This window comes from Mesorhizobium sp. M0292 (genome assembly GCF_040321695.1).
Classification (GTDB): domain Bacteria; phylum Pseudomonadota; class Alphaproteobacteria; order Rhizobiales; family Rhizobiaceae; genus Mesorhizobium.
In genome coordinates this window covers 88274-106561 of sequence record NZ_JAMYSB010000019.1, presented here as the reverse complement: position 1 = coordinate 106561, position 18288 = coordinate 88274, and the positions used below count along the sequence as shown (strand labels likewise).

Sequence of the window (18288 nt, the reverse complement as noted above, 5' to 3'; positions counted from 1 at the left end):
AAATGTAAGTCTCTCCGGAAGCTCCATTTCGAGCGATCATGGATCAGAACGGCGATCAAGTCTTCCGCCGATTCTGGCGTTCGGTTGTTTGGGATCACCTTCCGTTTTCTTCCTGCCTATGCTCACAGCAGAGAAGGGTCAAATCGTACAACCCGATCGTTGTAGCCTCGACCTGCCGCGGCTATTAGTATGCGAATTGCGGTCGGCAAGAAATATTGCTGGCGTTGAGATTTGCGGTGGGGCAGGCGGCGATGGCAGATGAACAAAAGCTTCAGCGATTGCGCAGATTTAATGGAACTGTCCAGGCGGACAGGCCGCAATTTGACGAGAACCTTGAAACCAGCCTTAGCGGTCCAGCGGATGTGGTTATCGGCCACGCGGTCGAGCTTGAGAGCATTGTACTGCGCCGCGCGCGCCCGCTGCTGGCGATAAAAAACAATGAAGCTGTGGTCGATCGGATCGACGAAGACCTTAATGAGACTTGGGTCTCTCGGCTTGCTGTGGCACGACCAGTCCTTGAAAAGGCGATCCGAACCGTGGGTCGCATTGAACTGACCGGTTTCAGTTACGATTGGGTCGGTACCGGATGGCTTGTGGCGGAAAACATTCTCGTCACCAATCGCCACGTAGCGGAGCTTTTTGCGCAGCGTGTAGGTGAGGAGTTTTCCTTCACGGCTGGTGTTGACGGACCGATTACGGCGGAAATCGACTTCCGCCAGGAATTCGACGATCAGGACTCGCTGCTCTTCAAGCTGCGCAGAGTCCTGCATATCGAGAGTCGACCGGGACCTGATGTCGCGTTTCTGGAAATCGAGACACATTCGGGCGACGCCCGCCTGGCAACGCCTATCGAACTTGCGACCACCATCGTTCCGAACCAGGCCGTTGCCACCATAGGCTATCTGACGTTCGACAGCCGGTCCAAGGACTCCCAGTGGATGGGACAGATCTACGGCAATCTTCATGACAAGAAGACGCTCGCCCCCGGTTTTTTGACGCGGCTGGAGGACATGCAGCTGTGCCACGATTGCATTGTACCAGGATCGAATTCCGGTGCGCTTGTCGTCGACCTCGATAGTGGACAAGCCGTTGGCCTGCATGCCAGCGGCGGCTTTCTTATGCCGAGCTATGCAGTGCGCTCTGATATCATTCAAAGGATGCTGGCGGACGTACGCGCCCGTACGCAAGTTTCGGGAAAATCGATCAGAACACTCAAGATCCTCAGCATGGAGCTTGAAAACATCAGGTGTTTTGACTCGATCACGATCGACTTTTCAGAAGATGGCAAACCACGGCCGTGGACTATGCTGCTTGGCGACAATGGTCTCGGCAAAACGACAATCCTGCGCAGCATCGCAATGGCGCTTTGCGACCAGACCGGCGCCAGCGGCCTTATGGGAAGGATGTCGGGTGAGTTGCTTCGGCAGGGTATGACGGAAGGCCGCATTCGCGTGCAGCTTCTCTCATCCGATCCCGCCGACCCGGAGATCTGGGCCGAGACAAAACTTACGCGGAATTCGGATCAGCGCGTCGACTTAAGTCAAACCATGTCGCCTTTCTTCCCGCGCGAGGCTCTGTTCGTTTGTGCCTATGGCGCTCTTCGCAACGGCTTCGGCAGCGAATCCTATTCTGGCTATGCGATTACTGACGCCGTAATGAGCCTGTTCGACCCGAAGGCGCTGCTGCAAAATCCCGAACTCGCGCTCCGCCGTTTGATGAGCGCTGGAGCGGATATGGAGAGAATCTGCCGCCAGATCGAGAAGGTATTGCGGCTTCCACCAAACAGCACCGAGTTCGGCCAATCCGGCCTCTCGATAAAGGGGAACTGGGGGCCCTTCGTGCCAGTAGGCGCAATCGGCGATGGCTATCTTGCGACGCTCGCATGGCTCTCCGATCTCTTGGGCTGGACGTTCCTCTACAACCCAGATCTCATCAAGGGACAGGTTTCGGGCGTCGTCGTAATCGATGAAATTGAAAAGCACCTTCACCCGCGCTGGCAGCGCGAGATCGTGCTCGAGCTCAGCCGGCAGTTTCCGCAAGTCCAGTTCATCGCGTCGTCCCACTCCCCGCTCTGCGCGGGTGGCCTGTCGGACCTCGAAGAGGGTCATGCGGCAATGTATCGCTTCGAGCAGACGTCAAACACTGTGCTGGCAGAGAAACTCGAGCCATATCGCGGATGGACTTACGATCAGATCATGACATCGAGCGCATTCGGTCTGAAGTCAGCTCGCGATCTGACCACTCAAAGAATAGTTGAGGAACTCAACGATGCCCGCGTGAGCGGCAACGAGACGGACATAAAGGTCAAGGAGGAGGCTCTGGAATCCCGGTCTGTTATGGCCGCAGACGATCAAAGGGACGCAGCTTTGCAGACGAAGCTTAGACGAGACATCGAGGAGCTGCAGCGGCGTGTGGACGCACAGAAAGACGAAAGTCCAACGTCATGATCCGTATTGACCGCCCTGCCGATGCTCCAATTGCGCTCATAAGTCCGAACGTCGTTGACGCAAAGGCGGCGATCAAGGAGATCGCTGCAAAACGCAAACCGCTGTCAAAGGAGTTTCCCTCCTTGTGGGGAAACAAGACCGTGCGCCAGGCGCTCTGGACGATGCAAAGGAAAAAGTGCGGTTATTGCGAGAGGCGTCGTGATGTAAACCGCGAATCGGACATAGATCATTTCCGGCCGAAGGCCGAGGTCACATTGGCTCCGGCCCATGACGGCTATTGGTGGCTGGCCTATGACTGGAATAATCTTCTGTTTTGCTGCCGGCACTGCAACCAGGTCTACAAGCTCAACCATTTCCCAGTGGCAACGGAAGCCAATCGCGTTAGCAGTGAGGATAAGCCATTAGCCGACGAACCGGCTTACCTCATTGATCCTTGCAGCACCGCGGATGATCCAGAAGACCTCCTCGCTTATTATGTGAAAGAATCCCTGAAGCTTGTCTACGTAGTTGCTTGCCCTGATAGCCCTTGGAACAAGATACGAGCTGAAAAGACCATCGAGATCCTCGGTTTGAACCGGACTGAGCTTCTGGAAGAACGCGGCAAGTGTCTCACTACCCTCAGATTGCTTGTTACAAAGATGCATGCGGCTCACCAAATTATGGCCTTGGACAAAGAAAAGGAGGCTGCGGACGAGATCCGGGACGAAACAAGTTCCACTCAGCCCTTTGCTGGTTTTCGGCGGGCGTTCTTTCGCATGAATGGGTTAGGTGATTGCGTCAGTAGAAATTAGTTCTTGCCGCAGTCTGCACTTCTCCACGGAGAAGCAGTTTCCGAGGTGAAAAAACGTCTACTCCATGAAATATTCTTGTAGATTCTGATGCCTTGCTCATGAGATGGTATTGAGCGGCGAAGATCTTGCCGCGGAGCTTGCCCGGCAAGCATCCGGTTGGCCGTCCCTTGATGCGCGAGCCAACCATCAATCGGGGGGCACTAAACATGATTAGGTATTTGGCGGCAGCGCTAGACCAGACGGCACCGCGACTCGCTTGTGCGAGCGGCAAGATCAGAAGCAGGAAATTGTATTCGCAGCGCAAGGTTTGCAGATCGGGTCCCAGATTGTCGGTCGGCTGGCGGCCGCTCTGTCGCCTGGGGGGACTCGGCCTTTTTGCGATCGCACTTGCGGCTGCAACTCCGCAGGCCGCGTTCGCGCAGACGAGTGCAGCTCAACCTGACTACTCGACCATTGGCGCCTTGCTGCTGGGATTTTTTGGGGTGGTCGTTTTGTTCGAGTCGGGCTTTCAGCTGCTTTTTCAATGGCGGCTTTTTCGAGAGTTCCTTCCCGTCGCCGGATGGCGAACGCCGATCATGTACATCGTGAGTGCGCTTCTAACCTACAGGTTTCCTACGCTTGACGTCTTTAATCGCGCCATATCTGCATTCGCCGGAGTGACAACTGCGGCTCCGACCGGCTCGAGTCTGACATTCTTGATCAGTGCAGCCATCCTGGCCGGTGGAAGTGCTGGGATGATGCGCATCTTCGAACGACTTGGCATTCGCTCCGCTCCGACCGAGCCCGTCCCGCTTGCAATCGATCAGACCAAAGCATGGCTCTCAGTGCGGGTTAGCGGTGCGTTGAAAGACCCTAAAACCGTCGTAGTGAAAATAGAACAGGCGCCGAATGGCACCGCTATCGAGCACGCGGGTATTGCTGGCACCTTGCGCAAAGAGAAGATTGTAGAGCGCTTCGTGCGCGTCATGGGGCGAGATTTGTCCCGGTTTCCGCCGTCCGGCGGATATCTTGTGGAGGCTGGCAAGCCCTACAAGATCACGGTGGAGTACCCGGATCAGGTTCCGGCTGGAGGAAATGCATCGACGGAACGTCTTGACGTCTTCTCGCAGAAGGTGATTGCCGGCAACCAGCCGCCAGTGATCTCCTTTGCGTCGAGGGCTATCGTTGACCTGACAGTCGAGCTTCCACCGACTCCATGACTGCTGGGCAGCAGGTTGGATCGGAACTGGCTCCGATGTTTGATGCAGTTGATCGTCGCAGGGCCACCTATGGCATGATCAAGGCAAAGTTCGCTATTGACCCGCCGCAGTGAACGCAAGCTGCCTTGGACTGAATGTCGCCAGCGCACAGACTGCAGCGGGGCAAGTAACTTTGTTTGAACCGAGGTGCCGTGGCCTCATCGCCACTCGATTGGCTGTGAAATGCCGAGTATCTGCCCGGCGGCATCGGCTGGATTAAGGTCGTCGGGTGTCAGAAGCGACTGGCTGAACAGATCACTGAGCCGTCGAGTCGTCGCGTTGGCAAACCCACCGAGTTCGCGAGAACGGGGGACCAGCATCCGCAGGAAACGCAGCCTGCCGCCATTGCCGCGCTGGATCGGCTTGACCTCGTCCCCCCACCATGCTTCCGCAGTCTTGTCGGAGGGAAGCGCTATGACAAACGGTGAATTGCCCGTGCCGCGCAACGGCCGGTTTTCGGTGTCAGTGAGGTGAACCACGCCAACCGGTCGTTCACGAAGTCGAGCAAAGGCATCAGTGACGTAGCGCGTGACGACCGCCAGGAGGATTTGGTCGACCTGCGCATCGACATCCGTGCTCAGGCTTGTCGCCAGCGAGCGGATAGGGGGCGGACTCTTATCGGCCGGGGCCGACGCCAGGCTCAATGCGAGGCCTGTCATACCTGTGTTGTCGATCACCGGTTTCGCCAAAAGTTCGCCAATCGAGATGTGGCGCGTCTGCTCGTCTTGGCCGAGCGTTGCGGCGAGTACCGACATGGACTCGGCAAATTGGCACCATACAGACGGGGTGAATGAAGAGAGGCGCACCGGCTTGAGCACCGCCTCTGGTTTGCCGCTGCGAACAGTGCTGCGGATGTTCGTCGCAACGGTCGCATTGCCGTCAAGCGGCTGAGTTCCACTGAGCGGTACACAGTTGACCGCCAGCCAGCGATCGCGGTCGAGCCGCTCGAGCACATCCGTGCCGGCGTGTGTATCGCCAATTCGCACTTTGATCGCCACATCTCCTTGCGGCGTCCATGTGTCGACCCCCTCCGGCCGTTCGCGGCCAGATACCACCAACCGCAGTGCCGCGGTCTCTTGCGGTGAGATTGCAACACTGGTCGTCCCGGCCTCGCCGAGCCAGGTCCTGGCAGCGATGGTCAAATTGCCCTGCTGGCGGGAGACCGCAATGGTGACGGTAGGATCGACAGCGACCGCGGAGCCAGCTGGCGCCTGGAAACTGCCCAGCGATAGAGCAAACTCTGCCTCATCACCGTCCCTGAGAGCCGCGACCTCGACCAGCAGTCCCTCGTAATCGATCGGTGTCCCGCCATCTGCGGCTGGAAACCGGTGCCCGGCCAGCGGAACGTTGACATCTGCCGGCGAGACAGGGATGGCCTTGTAGCCGCTCAGGGCTTCGGGTGCCTCAAGGCGGCGGAAGCGCAGCTTGATCATCGACCAGGGCTGATAGTCCTGCGCCACCGGGGAGATCAGCAATCCGGCATGGTCAAAGCGCCCCGCTTCGGTCTCGGCATCGAAGGTATAGCCCAGCGGGCCATCGGTTCTGAGCAAGATCGGGCTGCCGTCATGCGCGCCACCGGTGCGGATCGGGTCAGGCCCGAATTCCTGCCAATGCTTCAGCGTATCCGTCGGTGATGCGATATGGCCGGCCAGAAGATGCTCCAGGTCGCGGATTGCATCGGCGTGCTTGTTCGGATCCTCATCCTTAAGTCTTTTCAGTTCTGCCTGCTGCTCAACCACCGTGAAGGGGTGGCGCGCCACATCGACCGCCACGTCTATTCCATCCGCCAGGTTGAAGTTGGCGTAAACGCGCTCGTTAAACAGCGCCAGCAGCGGCGGCGTCGCGCCGCCGGCCATCAGCGGTTCGGTGAGTGGCAGCACCAGCGCGAGACCGGGGCGCGCAATGGTTCGGGCGCTTGGCCGGTCGGGCAGCGCCTGAACGACCCACGCTGCTGCGCCATTCGGATCAAGATGGGCGAGCTTTTCCGGCGACAGGGTGCGCGGGAAAAGCGGTGCATAGCGACTGGTCAACGAGAAGCCGAAACGCCACAGATTGAGCCCGGCTCGCCAATCGAGCGACTTCGTGAAGACGGCGGTCGACGGGGGCGTGGGCAAAGACTCGCTCAGATTGCCTCGCCCGCCATAGATGTGGGCCTTCTCCAGCCGACGCACGATGATATCACCGACATCCTCGTCGCGTCGCCCTGTGAATGCCGTCTCCGCAAGCGCCCGGGTCCAGGCGCCGTTGAGCAGCGAATTGGACGCGGGCATGGCGGCGACCTCAGCCTGCGGATGTCCACGCCAGCTCCAGCGTTGGGAATAGAGCGATGCCGTCGCGGCATAGCGCGTCATGCGATAGCGTTCTTCCTTCTGGGCGGTTGGATCGGCAAGGCCGAGCGGAAGGTAGATTCGCGCCGTGTCTTCGCGTTGGGTGGGCGGACGGTCCACGATGATCAGTCGTGAATCAATCGACCAGCCGGACTTTTCATAGACCGCCGGCAAATCGGTCGTGGCCACCTCGATGGTCACGACGTTCGGCGAGGCCAGGAGATAGTCGGAGCCGCCAATGTTGACCTTGCGCAGCGTGGCGCGGACAGGATCGGAAAGCCGCTCAAGAGTTTGGAACGGCGAGAAATCCTGCTTGCCACCGGCAACCACCGCATAGCTACGCAACTCATAGATGCGTCCCGGCCGCAGCACGGCCTTCACCCCGTTTTGCGAGGACACGAGTTTCGCAGAATCTCCATAGCCGAACTCGACTTGCGCCAGCCGCCCGTCGCCGGACGTCACGCTGCCCATGTCCGGCGCGAAGACGCCGTCGCCGGTGATGGGCGACGTTACCCCCATGCCGATCGCCTGCTGGCGCGGGAAGACTTCGACGAGTTCGAAGCAGAACGCCGTGACAGCGGGATCCTCAAAGCTCACCTCTGGCCGCGTCCTGGTTTGTTCGGGCTCTCTTGTCGACAGCGCGTAGGCTTTGTTAAGCGCCTTATAGACTGCGTTCTTGTGTTTTTCCGGGCCACCTGTGGTCTCGATCAGGGCCGGATTGATCCAGCGCTCAAAGGAACCGAACTCAATCCCTGGCCGCCGTAAGGTCACCGCGGCAGGCACGGTTTTCTTGATGGCGTGATTGATTTGGTCGAAAAGCGTTATGACCCGGGACCGATGGCTTGCCTCGGGCGCGACCAGCGGCTTGCCCTTGACGAGAGAATCGACCAGCACAAGATCGTCGTTCTTGCCTCGCTGAATCTCGACAACCACCGGGAGTTCGAATTGCGCGGCGGCACCCGATTTCGGGACTGCTACCTCCAGGAACATGTCATGCCAATCGCCCCATTTCGAAGACGCAGATGTCACATCGAAGCGCCCTTCATCTTCGGCGAGGGCGGGCACTTCCTGCTGTCGTTCGGTGCGGCTGATGATTTGGGTGCCGTCACTATCGATGAGCAGAGATAAACGAAAGTCGTTGACGACATTGTTGAACTTGTCTTGCCATAGTGGCTCGGGCGACATGCTGTCGCCTTTGGTCCCCCAAAGGATCACGTCGAGTTCGGCGACGGCGGTTCGTTTGCTGTCATAGGTCGTGCCTGGTTTGCACACATCGCCCAAAAACACCCGGAAACCGGTCACTTCGCCCTCGACCGGTCTTTGCCACGAGATTATGCCGCGCTGGCCTGAGACATCGCGGAAAAACATCGCGGACTGGCCTGGCTCCAACGTTATGGGCGGCGGCCGGATTGGCAGTTCGGCAGCAAGCGGCGGAACGTTCTGGGGCACCGGGGGAAGCGCCGGCTTGCCCGGCGTCTCAACGAACCGCGGGGCGCCGATCGGGCGGCTACGCAAATATGTCTTGGATCGGGCGTCGCCGACCGCACCCGTGAGCGTGTCGCTGATACGCTTTCCCGGCGCTTCGCGGCGAATAAGCGGGTTGGCCGGGTCCGCGCGCAGCCATAGCGGCAACACGCCGCCGTGCCCGATCAAGTAAGGCAGGATCCAGAAGGAATAGCCGAACGACAATGCCGGCAGCGTGTAGCCCGCCTTGGCCGATGGCGGCTCCAGTCGCTCCGGACGGCGTGGGCGGGTGGCCTGGTCGTGCGCGTCATTCTGCAATGTATCCGACAGCAGACCCGTTGCGAGCCATCGATTGTTGTACGACAGCAGGCTCTGGCGAACGCCGCCGCCTTGCCCGACTTGGATCGCCACGGGGTCGACAAGTCCAACCGATTTTGGCGTGTCGGGCTGCTTCGGCGCCACCGCAAGCAGTTCGGCCGTGTTGAGCGTCCACCATTCCTGGGGCGCGTTGCCTTGGCTTGGACGTGCCGTGGTGCGGCCAAGCAGTGCGCCATAGCCGGCAAGTCGCCCCCAAGCATCGTCAGTTCCGAAATCCTGGAACTGGTCGATGCGGACCACCAGCGGGGGCGCATCCATGGTGATGCGCTCAAGCGTGGCCGTCGGCACGGCCATGGCAGCGAGCTTTATGGCATCATCACGCGCGCTGCTGATCACCTTCGTCATCAGAAGGGTAAGCCAGGCTGGATTGGCGACCGTTGCCGACAGCTGTGTAAAGAGTGGTTGCACGAGCCCGGCGACGCCATCGCGAATAGCCTGAGCGAAGCCTTCGGTCGAGGGGGGCCAGGTCTCATTCGCCCAATCCTGCCGGCCGGCGAGGATACCTGGGAGGTAGGGGCCCGCGAAAGCGAGCGACAGGTCCGTGCGCACACCCTGCGCGGTCAGCGCGTCAGCGAACCGCTGTGCATAGGCGGGCTCGCCAGGATGCGGCTGGAAGTCGCTGACAGCGCCGGCCACCGCTTCAAGTGTGATCGAGAATGGCGCGCGCGCCAGGTCCGGCGCCAACACGTTAAGGGATTGCCCGGTCGCGTCAAAGCTCACCACAAGGCTCGACCGATCAGATGACAAGGCAAGAGCGAAGATCAATGCGATATTGCCCTGCGCAGCCACATCGATCGGCGCGCCGCCATTCGCGCTTACAGTGACCAAGGCATCAGCGGTGCGCTCAAACCGCAATTTGGTGGCGCCAAGTGACAGCTGAGCCGTGTCCCCTATTCCTGAAAGCTCCAGATTGAAGCGAGGGCCAGGCGCGCTCAGCATGCCGGCATCCAGCACTGCCTCGGACGTCGTGACGATCGGCATCGTTGGCCCGACCGTTGGCGCGCTCACCAACTGGGCGATAAGCTGACGCGGTGCGCCTGCCGCCACCGGGCGTGAAACGTAGGGAGCATCGCCGAGCGGCGCCAGCCAATGGCCCCGTACGAATTCCAGAAGACCGGCCTCCGTGTCCACGGCCGATTGTTCCTTAGGAGCTCGCGCGATTTCCTCGGGCGTCATCCCGACTGTGGCGCCGAGGCGCGCGTAAGACATAAGTGGCGCTCGAACGGGATTGGGGACCACGCCGTTGGCGCTTTCATCGCGGTCCAGCATGCGAAGGAATATCTGACCAGCGCTTTGGGCGGCCGCAGTGCGCCAGCCATCCGCCCCGCGCTCCCGGGCCAATGTGCCGAACCGCGAAAGCGCTACAGCTGGTACGGCGTCCGACGCCCGCGACATTGGCCGAAACACGTTCATAGTCATGGCTTCGAGAAGCGTCATCACCGCCGAAGGCTTGCCGTCCGCCACAACTGCCAGATCCGCTCTGAGTTGCGCAAATGTGTCTTGATCACCGGCATCCTGGCTGGCGCGAAGACCCTCCACGACACCATCGAGCGCACTGATGAGGCGTGCCGCCGGATCGATTGCCTCGGCAAGCCGCGCCGGCAGATGCGCGGCATAGTCCTCGTCACCGGTTTCGGAATCATGTGCGCTGCGCCCGATCGAGAGCTTGGACAAATCGACAAGCCGCGCCGCACCGGCGGTCCGCGTCATCTCCGACATTACCAGGCTGGCACGCAGCTGGAACTGCACTGAAGTGGCCCAACTCGATGCATCGACAGGTGCTGCATCGGCGGTTATCACTCCCGTCGGGTCAATGTCGACAAAGGCGACATTGTCGACATCGAAGCTGCCCCCACCCGGGAGAAGGAAGCGCGGGATGGCAATCACGCGGACAGCGGACAGATCCTCGGCCACCGACAGCACGGTGAACACGCGCAGGCCGGCTGGCACCGGGTGTGGCGATCCGGTGAGGCTCTCAACCATGCCGAACACGGTGCGGTGCTCGATCAGCTGATCGCCCGGCGGCAGACAGATTGCGGCTTCCGCACCTTCGTCGACAATGAGCCCGAGCGTCTGCTCGAGGGCGGAAGCGAAGTCTCCATTGAGCCCGGGATCCAAGTTCACAGGAGCAGGTAGCTTGGCCGTGATCTCGATCGGCGCGCCGCCATCCAGCCGAAACAGCCGCCATGCTTCGGCGTCGTGCGGGTTCCATTTGGGCTGCAAGTTCGGGGCCGCGGGCAGCCAGTGCCACGGGCAAAGATCCGGCAGCAGTTCCTGCGGAGTAACCGCCAAGACGTCGCCTACCGGGAGGTCGACCAGCGCTGAAACCCGCAAGCCAATCTGGGTAGTCGTGGTGCCATCCTTGTTCGCCAGCAGTGGCAACAAGTCGGCTTGCACCCGCACGATCAGTTTTGCAGCCATTGTGCCCCCCTAGGCATACGCCCCGGCATAGTCGTCGCTGCCGGCCTTCTCGCTTTTCTTGCCGATGAAGGTGTATTCGACGCCTTGGTTGACCCTGAGCGTGTAGAACATGCTGATCTTGAAGCTCAGGCGTAGCGTGCCGCGCCCGATCATCCGAGCACCGTCATAAGAAACCTCGAGCAGCAGCATGATGTTGGCGGTCACCAGTCCCGCTATGTCGACATTACCGCGCGCCAGGATGAAAACAGTGACCACGGTCGAGTTGCCGCCCTGCTCGGTGGTCCAGGTGATGGCGATGGAGCAGCCTATCTGCAGCCAGACCCCGCCCGAAACAACGCCGAAGTTGAATCCGAGTCCAACACCGGCGACAATGCCCACATCGAGCGTGTAGCTCAAAACCGCCTTGGGTCGCGATGTCGGCCGGAATGACATGCGCTGCGTCAGGTAGCCGCCGCCATTGAGAATCCAGACGCTGAGTGTAAACGGCGCGATGCGCTGCGCCACCGAGACCTCGCACATAATTTCGAACTCTGGAATTGCGGCAACGCCAAACATCACATGCAGCGAAAGGCTGGTGATGGCAAAGGCACCCAGCGTCAGATCGGGCAACGCCAGATCAAGCGTCGCTGCGACACCCGCCGGAACACTTCCGCGCATCAAGGGCTCGACGACAAGGCCTTCTCCCTTGCCGGACACGGCAAGGAAATTGGTGAGGAAGTCGAGTGCGTCGGCCAGCTCAACCCGCTCCGGTGCGATCTTGAAATCGAGCTTGCCGCTCTCATCGAAAAACAGACCGGTCCGCCTGAAGGTGATGATGTCCTGCCCGCCGCAGACCACACGCCAGTCGCCAGTGATGTTGCCGGTGATGCGCTGCGTCGACCCTTCGAGCCCGGCGGTCATGCTGGATTCGGCAAAGAACAGCGCCTTGTCCACGGCCAGGGTCACCGGTCCGAACGTGATGATGTCGACCGCTTCAGTAAACGGCACGTCGATGACCGCCTTCATCCAAAGACGACGCTCAGCCTTATCGAAGCCTTGCGTGATCTTGACGGCCTCAAGATCGTCGAGATCCGGAAAGCCGGCTCGGGTCAGCAGCCCGCGCAGGTCGAGCCCACCAATATTGGGGATCAACTTGGCGACGGAGAGGTCCTTAAGGGCGTCGGGGACCATGTTCTCGGCAAGCCTGCCAGTAGGCAGGCGAAAGCCCATGCCAGGGATCAGGTCGCCAATCGCCTTGCCCGCTTGGTCGACGGCCGCGAGCGTGTCGGAGACCCGGTTGACCAGCGACACCGCGGGCGTGATGTCGATGATCTTGTCGACTTCCTTGAGCACATAGGCGACCTGGGGTCTGTTGAGCCCCAGCCGGTCGTTCTTGGGCGGGTCACCGACAGCCCGGATCAGTCTAAGAACGTCTGAGCCCTCTTGCGCCAGGCGGACCGCCTGGTCGGCAAGAGCCAAGGGATCGCTGCCGAGCGCCTCGGCCACCGAACTCTGGATGCTGCCGAGCAGTTGACGGCCACGCTCCTCGATCTGGCGCGTGGCCTGCGCCGCGCTCGCGTAGATTTCGGCCTTCACTTGCTCCAGATAGCGCTCACCGCCCTGCGCGATACGATCGACAGCGGCTTCAGCCGCGTCCTGAATCTGCCTGGCGATTGCCTCGGGCTGGTCGAGGCCGAATGCCGCAAGGACGGCACCGGAAAGATCGGTCCTCAGCACCGATCGCAGCAAGTCCTCGATGGCATTGGCAGCGGCAAACAACTGGTCGACCGCCGCGGTGATCTTTGCTCTGGCCGCCGCTTCGAACTGATCGATTACGGTACGCGCAACCTTGTCTGCCGCAAGCACGGCATCCTCGAGCGTCTTGGTGGCATGGACGATGCCCGCCGACAGGTCCTTGAGGGCGTCAATGGCATCCTTCGCCCAACTAGTGAAATCGTCTCCCTCGACCTGCTGCGACAGGGCAACGACAGCCCTGACGATGAACTCCATCAACGTTTCATCGGTGAGCTGCTCGGCGAGCTCATCGACCGCCTGGTCTAGCGTCAAGACCGTCTGCTGCACAACCTGGTCCGCCTGCGCCTGCAGCGCGGCCAGCGGTCCGCTAGCGTCTGCCACCCCGTCGACCAGCGTTTCAAGCGTCGAGCGTAGGGTGGCTGCGAAATCTATGATACGTTTCAGCCCGCCTCTTACGACACCATCAACCGGCCCGATCTGGTCGCCGACATTCAGGCGCATCAACGTCGTGGTGGCAAGATCGGCCCCGGATTCGATGGCGCTGCAAATCGTGATCAAGGCTCGCAGAGACGTGGAGTTGCTTCCGGTGTCGATCTTGCCGCGCACCGAAGCAACCGCCTTGGCGAATGGATCGAGAGCAGCCTTTGTCTTGACCGCCGCAGTCATCACAGCATCGTCGATCGTGCCCGCGGCGGCATTCAGCGCTGTTAGAAGCTCGTCCAGCGCAGTGCTCACCAGGATGAGATACTTGCCGATCTCCGCACCCTGGGCACGGATCTCGCCGCCGGCCGCGACGACGACCTTCGCGATGTCGAACGTCGCACGCTCGGCCAGCCCCTTGAGGTCGGCCTTGACGTCGTCGGCGACATCCCAAAGCCGCTCTCGCACGTCGCGCAGCGTGTCGACCAACTCGATGCGTTGATCTTCCGGCAGTTCATAGTAATCGATCGAACCCGGCATATTCAGCGCTTCGATCAGGGCCTGTGCCCCGGAAGCGAATCCACCAGCCGCGCGTAGCGGGCGCTGAACGCCGTCTAGCGCTTCGTCCAGCAAGGCCCTTGCCGCGTTGGCCAGCCGCGACACTTCGGCGGTGGCATCGCTGGTCAGGCGGCTGCGCAGCGTGCCGTTGTCCATCGGAACCGCACCACCGAGTTTCGCCGCGACAGGGGGCACCTTTTCAAAGGCGATCCCGAGCGGCTTCTGGAGCGCAGCACGAATAGCAGCCTTGATGGTATCCTTGGCTGTGACGGTGCCGGATCGGTTGAGCTTGGGGTCCAGACGTTCAAGCACGCCCAAGGCGCGGCCGATGGCGCCGTCGATCTCGGCGCGCGTGTTGGCCGCAAACATGCTCAGGTCCACCAGAGCCGCGCGCGATATGGCGGCGCTGGTGCCGCTCGCAGGGCTCGATCGTGCGATGGTGACGTTGTGCATCATTGCGCTTGGGCCATCGCCAGCGCGCCCATGCATTAGAGCCACCGTTTCCTCGGTCAGCTTGAGCTTCAGCGTAAGCCGCTCATAGCCGGGCACGTGTGCCGGTTCGGGCGCCAGCATGGCGTCGGTCAGCTGCTCGCTGTTCGGTTTCAGTTGACCTGCGACTGGCACCGGTAGGTCGACGAAATCGACATCGCGTACCGCACGCCACGCATCTGTATTGTCGCCGCGTTCTCCCGCCAGCGTCGAGGTGTAGAAAACCAACTTCTGTGGCTCATCGATCTCGATCGCGGCCTCGCCGCCGTCAGCCGCTGCGAACAGGCAGCGGATCTGTGGCTTGGGGTAGACCAGCGATGGATCGTCGGGATTGTCCAGCGCGCCTGTGAGCTTGCTAGCTGCCGGCTCCGCGAATGCCGTGTTCCACAGCGGGACCGCCCAACCTTCGCGTCGTACATCGCCGCCCCAGCGGCTGTCGACAGGGATACGCTTTGACTTGAACTCGACACCGGTGAGAAATCCCGCTGCCGATATTGAGGTGCCATTCTCGGGGTAGCGCCGGGTCGGCTGAAGGAGCTCGACATATTCTTCCACCTTGCGCAGCACAGGCCGGCCCAGATGATCGTCCTGCTGCGCACCAATCGGAGGGCGATTGTAGAACTGGCGCGGCGGCACAACGGTGCGCTCGTAAATGATGACGTGCTTGGCCCGATGCCACAGCGCGCCGATGCGGCCGATGCGCTCAAGCTTGTAGCGCTGGAGCCGCCCCATCGTGACTTCGGTATCGATCACCGACTTGTCTTCTGCAAACAGCGCCCGTTGCCCGGCCCATGCGCCAAGTGCCGAGAGGTGGACGTCCTCGATGCGGCCCGATTCGCTGAGTGGCTCCCGATAGACCTCGCTGAGGATGTTGGCGCTTTCAAACGCCCAGGGTACGCCGCCCGAAAACGAGTCACGATCATCGCGCGACACAGTGAAAGTGCCGTCGATAATAGTGCGCTGCGACGGTGACAATGGCAGGTCCGCCGGGATATCGCCGGGTATCGGCCAGCGGAAGGGCGTCGCCGGTCCGCCATCGGTAAGCGAGCCATCGGCATTGCGACGCCGGTGCCGCAGCCCGAACGAAAGACCTCGTTCTATCCGAAGAGGTTGATCGGGTGCGCCAGCCCAGAGCTTTTCAACGGACAGTCTCCGCTTTTCCGCGCCGATCACCGCGTTGGCCAAGGCGATGTGCTGTCCCTTCGGGCTCTGGGGAGCCGCCGCGTCAGGATATTTCTGCGGTGGTACGCCGATCGTCGCCCCGATCTCGGTTATCCAGATGTCAGTCTGGGGCACCAGCCTTGTGGTGAGGCCATAGACGAGTTCAGCCCGAAGCTGGCGCAGGCGCGCGCCGGGCGACCGTTGGCCGGGGAAGCCAAGAATGCGCCGCAGGTTCCAGCCCGGTTCATGATAACCGGTATCGGCATAGGTGGGATCGATCTCGACGACCGTCGGGGCTCCGAACCGTACCGCTGCCGGCTTGCCCGGCGAAATATCGGGCGGCCTCGTAGCGTCGTCGGCCCGGTTCTTCTCCATCGCCTCGCCAATGACCTGCGGTGGCAGCAGCAACTCGACGCGCTCATTCTCATCCCTGACCCGCCAGGACAGCCCACCCTCGCCTCCGGCATTCCAGACCGCGACCTCATTGGCTTCGTCGCTCGACGCGGCGCGCGGTTCGATGTAGCGAACGCCAGCAACCCTGAATGGCTCCGGATCGATCACCAGGACCATCCCGGTCGCTGAGGATGTCCGGTCATCGTTGACGCTGCGCAGCTTGAGCCGGACCTCGTGGTCGCGCCCGCGCCCGGCCGTCTCGCGCACCACCAGTTCGTAGCGGCTCACCGCCGGATCAGTGGCAGGAAACAGCAGTGGATCGCTTGCGTTGGGCCTGAGGTCATCGGCCAGCAGCTGGCGTGTCGGATCCCGGGTTGCCGTCCTCGTCGCCCCGCTCGGCGCGTCTTGTCCTCCAGGCTGCAAGCCGTAGACCGGCAAGGTCAGCGCAAGCTCCACGCCATGCGCCAGTCGCGTGCCTGAACCGTTATACTGACGGATCAGGCACATCTGGTCGCGCATCTGCTGCGGGTCGCCTGGCCGTTCAGCCCGGAGGTTCAGTCGGAAGGCCCCTATCACCACATCCAGATTGTTTGGCATCGCTTCGACGTACAGGCCGAAGCGTACGCTCTCGTCGACGTCGCCAAAATTGTCGCGTGCGGTGACAGCTGGCTGGTATGATGGCCAGAGGGTACAGGGGACGTCTTCGGTGCTGTCGAAGGTCGCCCGGCCAGGCGCCAGGATTGCCAGCCGGATCGATCTCCCCAAGACCGCGCCGTCGCTCGACACGATGCCGCGAAACGTCGCCGCCGCCGTCACGTGCAAATTGCCGATGGCCGTCTTGGGTGGGTTCCAGTAGTCGTCCTGCATCCTTGGCTCGACGACGTTCCAGAGCACAGTTCGGCGCGGATCGGCTGGGTTCTTGCCGGTGGCCGGCCGGATCAGGCGGCGCCAGGCGCGGTTCTCAACCAACTGCCCGACTATATGCCAAGGGAGTGCCGCCCCGGCCACCGCAAAATCTGACAGCTGTGGCAGCACACTGATCTGGGAGCCATCGGCAATTCGGCGCAGCGAATTTTCGACCGCAATTCCGGTGGTCTCCAGGCCCACCATCAGGGCTTGGGCCAGCGCTGTCGAGTTGGCCTTCGCCTCCAGGCGCGCGGCGACGATCCACCGTACCGGCTTGCCGGGGGCCAGATTGGCCGAAACATCCTGCAGCCGCTGTTCCTGCGAAAAGATAGGGATTTTGAGCGAGGTGGCTATAGTGGTGGCATCAGGCGCCAGATCGGTTAGCAGGGCTTTGACGGCGCCGCGGAAACTATCCGATCCACCGTCGATGAACGGATCGTACTGACATTCGAGGCGAAGGATTATCCGCCTCGCAATATTTGTCCCGGCCCGATATTCGGCGACCCTGAATCCCCACCACCGGCGAACTGTGATTGCTGCGCTAGGCTGTTTAAGCCCATTGTCCGCCCAGAGCGGGATGACGTTCATCGTGCCTTGTTGTGTCGTGTAGCCCAGTTCGGACAGCCGCTTGTCGTTTGCATCGAGGGAAGGGCGGCTATCACCAGAATCAAAGGAACTCGTGGTGATGGACAGCGACAGCTTGTCAAACAGTGCATCCCGTTCCGCCTTCGGCGCCGGCACGGAGCCCGAAGAAGAGGCTTTGTCCCAGAGCGAGCGCGGTTTTGTTTTCTGCGTGGCCGACAACTGAAGCAGAATGCGGCTGTCGAACCGATCGCCATTCTTGTCCGTTGAGCCGACATTGTGGCCGTTGAGCGCCATCGGCACATGTGCTTGCAGCTCAAAGGCGGTAAGAACGCCGCCCTGCGTAGCATGCGGCACGATATAGAGCGTCGATACATGCCATTTGCCGGAGGTCGGGAGTCCAGGATCGAGACTTCGATCTGCGTTCTCGACGAAGCCCGCGGTGTCGAGCCGCGCGACCGGTTGTGGCCCCCCGTCCCCTGGGTCCTGATCGTACGTGTAAAACGCAACCAGCACCACATTGGAATAAGCCTGGGGCTGAGCCGCCAGCGTCGGCCCCGGCGCGTCGTCGGGTGTAGTGGTGCCAGGATCGACCAGGCCGTCCTGAACGGTGTTCCCGAAGATAGTCCGTGATCGCTGGCCCAGTTCGAGAAATGTCTTCAGCGGGAGACGGGCATAGCGCCACTCTTCCGGTTTTCCGGCGCGGGTTCCTACCGCAACGACCTCAAAGCTCCCAGGTCGATCTTTGTCCAGCGTCGCCAGGATGGCGATGAATGCAATATGATCGTCAGCAGTCTTGCCCGACGCCGTCTTGCTCATGGCAGTCCCCACCGCCGGGGAGAACACCGCTCCCCTGTTCATCAGCAGCAAAGTACAAATCTGCGCCACATGCAATAAGTAAAGTGTGCGAGAATAAAAATGTTGCCTTGTGGCATTACTTTTGAAATGATGATGGCGGACGGCGACGACCAGCAATGGG

Annotated in this window: 5 protein-coding genes; 3 read left to right on the top strand and 2 right to left on the bottom strand. The window is 61.2% G+C overall.

Features of this window, described 5'->3' with window-relative positions; genetic code table 11:
• The first annotated feature begins 215 nt into the window (after positions 1-215).
• The 3 genes from NKI96_RS24585 (at position 216) to NKI96_RS24575 (ending at position 4437) form a co-directional block, all read left to right on the top strand.
• Positions 216-2447, top strand: coding sequence for an AAA family ATPase (locus NKI96_RS24585; RefSeq protein WP_352806700.1), 2232 nt, complete (start codon positions 216-218; stop codon positions 2445-2447).
• A complete protein-coding gene (locus NKI96_RS24580) occupies positions 2444-3238 on the top strand; it encodes a retron system putative HNH endonuclease (protein WP_352806697.1) in 795 nt (264 codons plus the stop codon). The genes NKI96_RS24585 and NKI96_RS24580 overlap by 4 nt, the downstream gene beginning before the upstream one ends.
• Positions 3239-3564: 326 nt before the next feature.
• Positions 3565-4437: a hypothetical protein gene (locus tag NKI96_RS24575; protein ID WP_352806694.1), complete on the top strand. Its 873-nt coding sequence runs from the start codon at positions 3565-3567 to the stop codon at positions 4435-4437.
• A gap of 197 nt (positions 4438-4634) precedes the next feature.
• Here NKI96_RS24575 and NKI96_RS24570 read toward each other — a convergent pair whose 3' ends face one another.
• Together NKI96_RS24570 and NKI96_RS24565 are read right to left on the bottom strand one after the other, a co-directional pair.
• Positions 4635-11066 carry a hypothetical protein gene (locus NKI96_RS24570; RefSeq protein WP_352806691.1) on the bottom strand — a complete coding sequence of 2144 codons (6432 nt, stop codon included), beginning with the start codon at positions 11064-11066 and terminating at the stop codon, positions 4635-4637.
• 9 nt (positions 11067-11075) lie between these two features.
• Complete coding sequence (locus NKI96_RS24565; RefSeq protein ID WP_352806688.1) at positions 11076-18284, bottom strand: hypothetical protein; 7209 nt, start codon at positions 18282-18284, stop codon at positions 11076-11078.
• Positions 18285-18288 lie beyond the last annotated feature (4 nt).

Coding starts and splice junctions, on each gene's coding strand:
- NKI96_RS24570 (WP_352806691.1), bottom strand. CDS start 11,066: ATGGCTGCAAAACTGATCGTGCGGGTGCAAGCCGACTTGTTGCCACTG.
- NKI96_RS24580 (WP_352806697.1), top strand. CDS start 2,444: ATGATCCGTATTGACCGCCCTGCCGATGCTCCAATTGCGCTCATAAGT.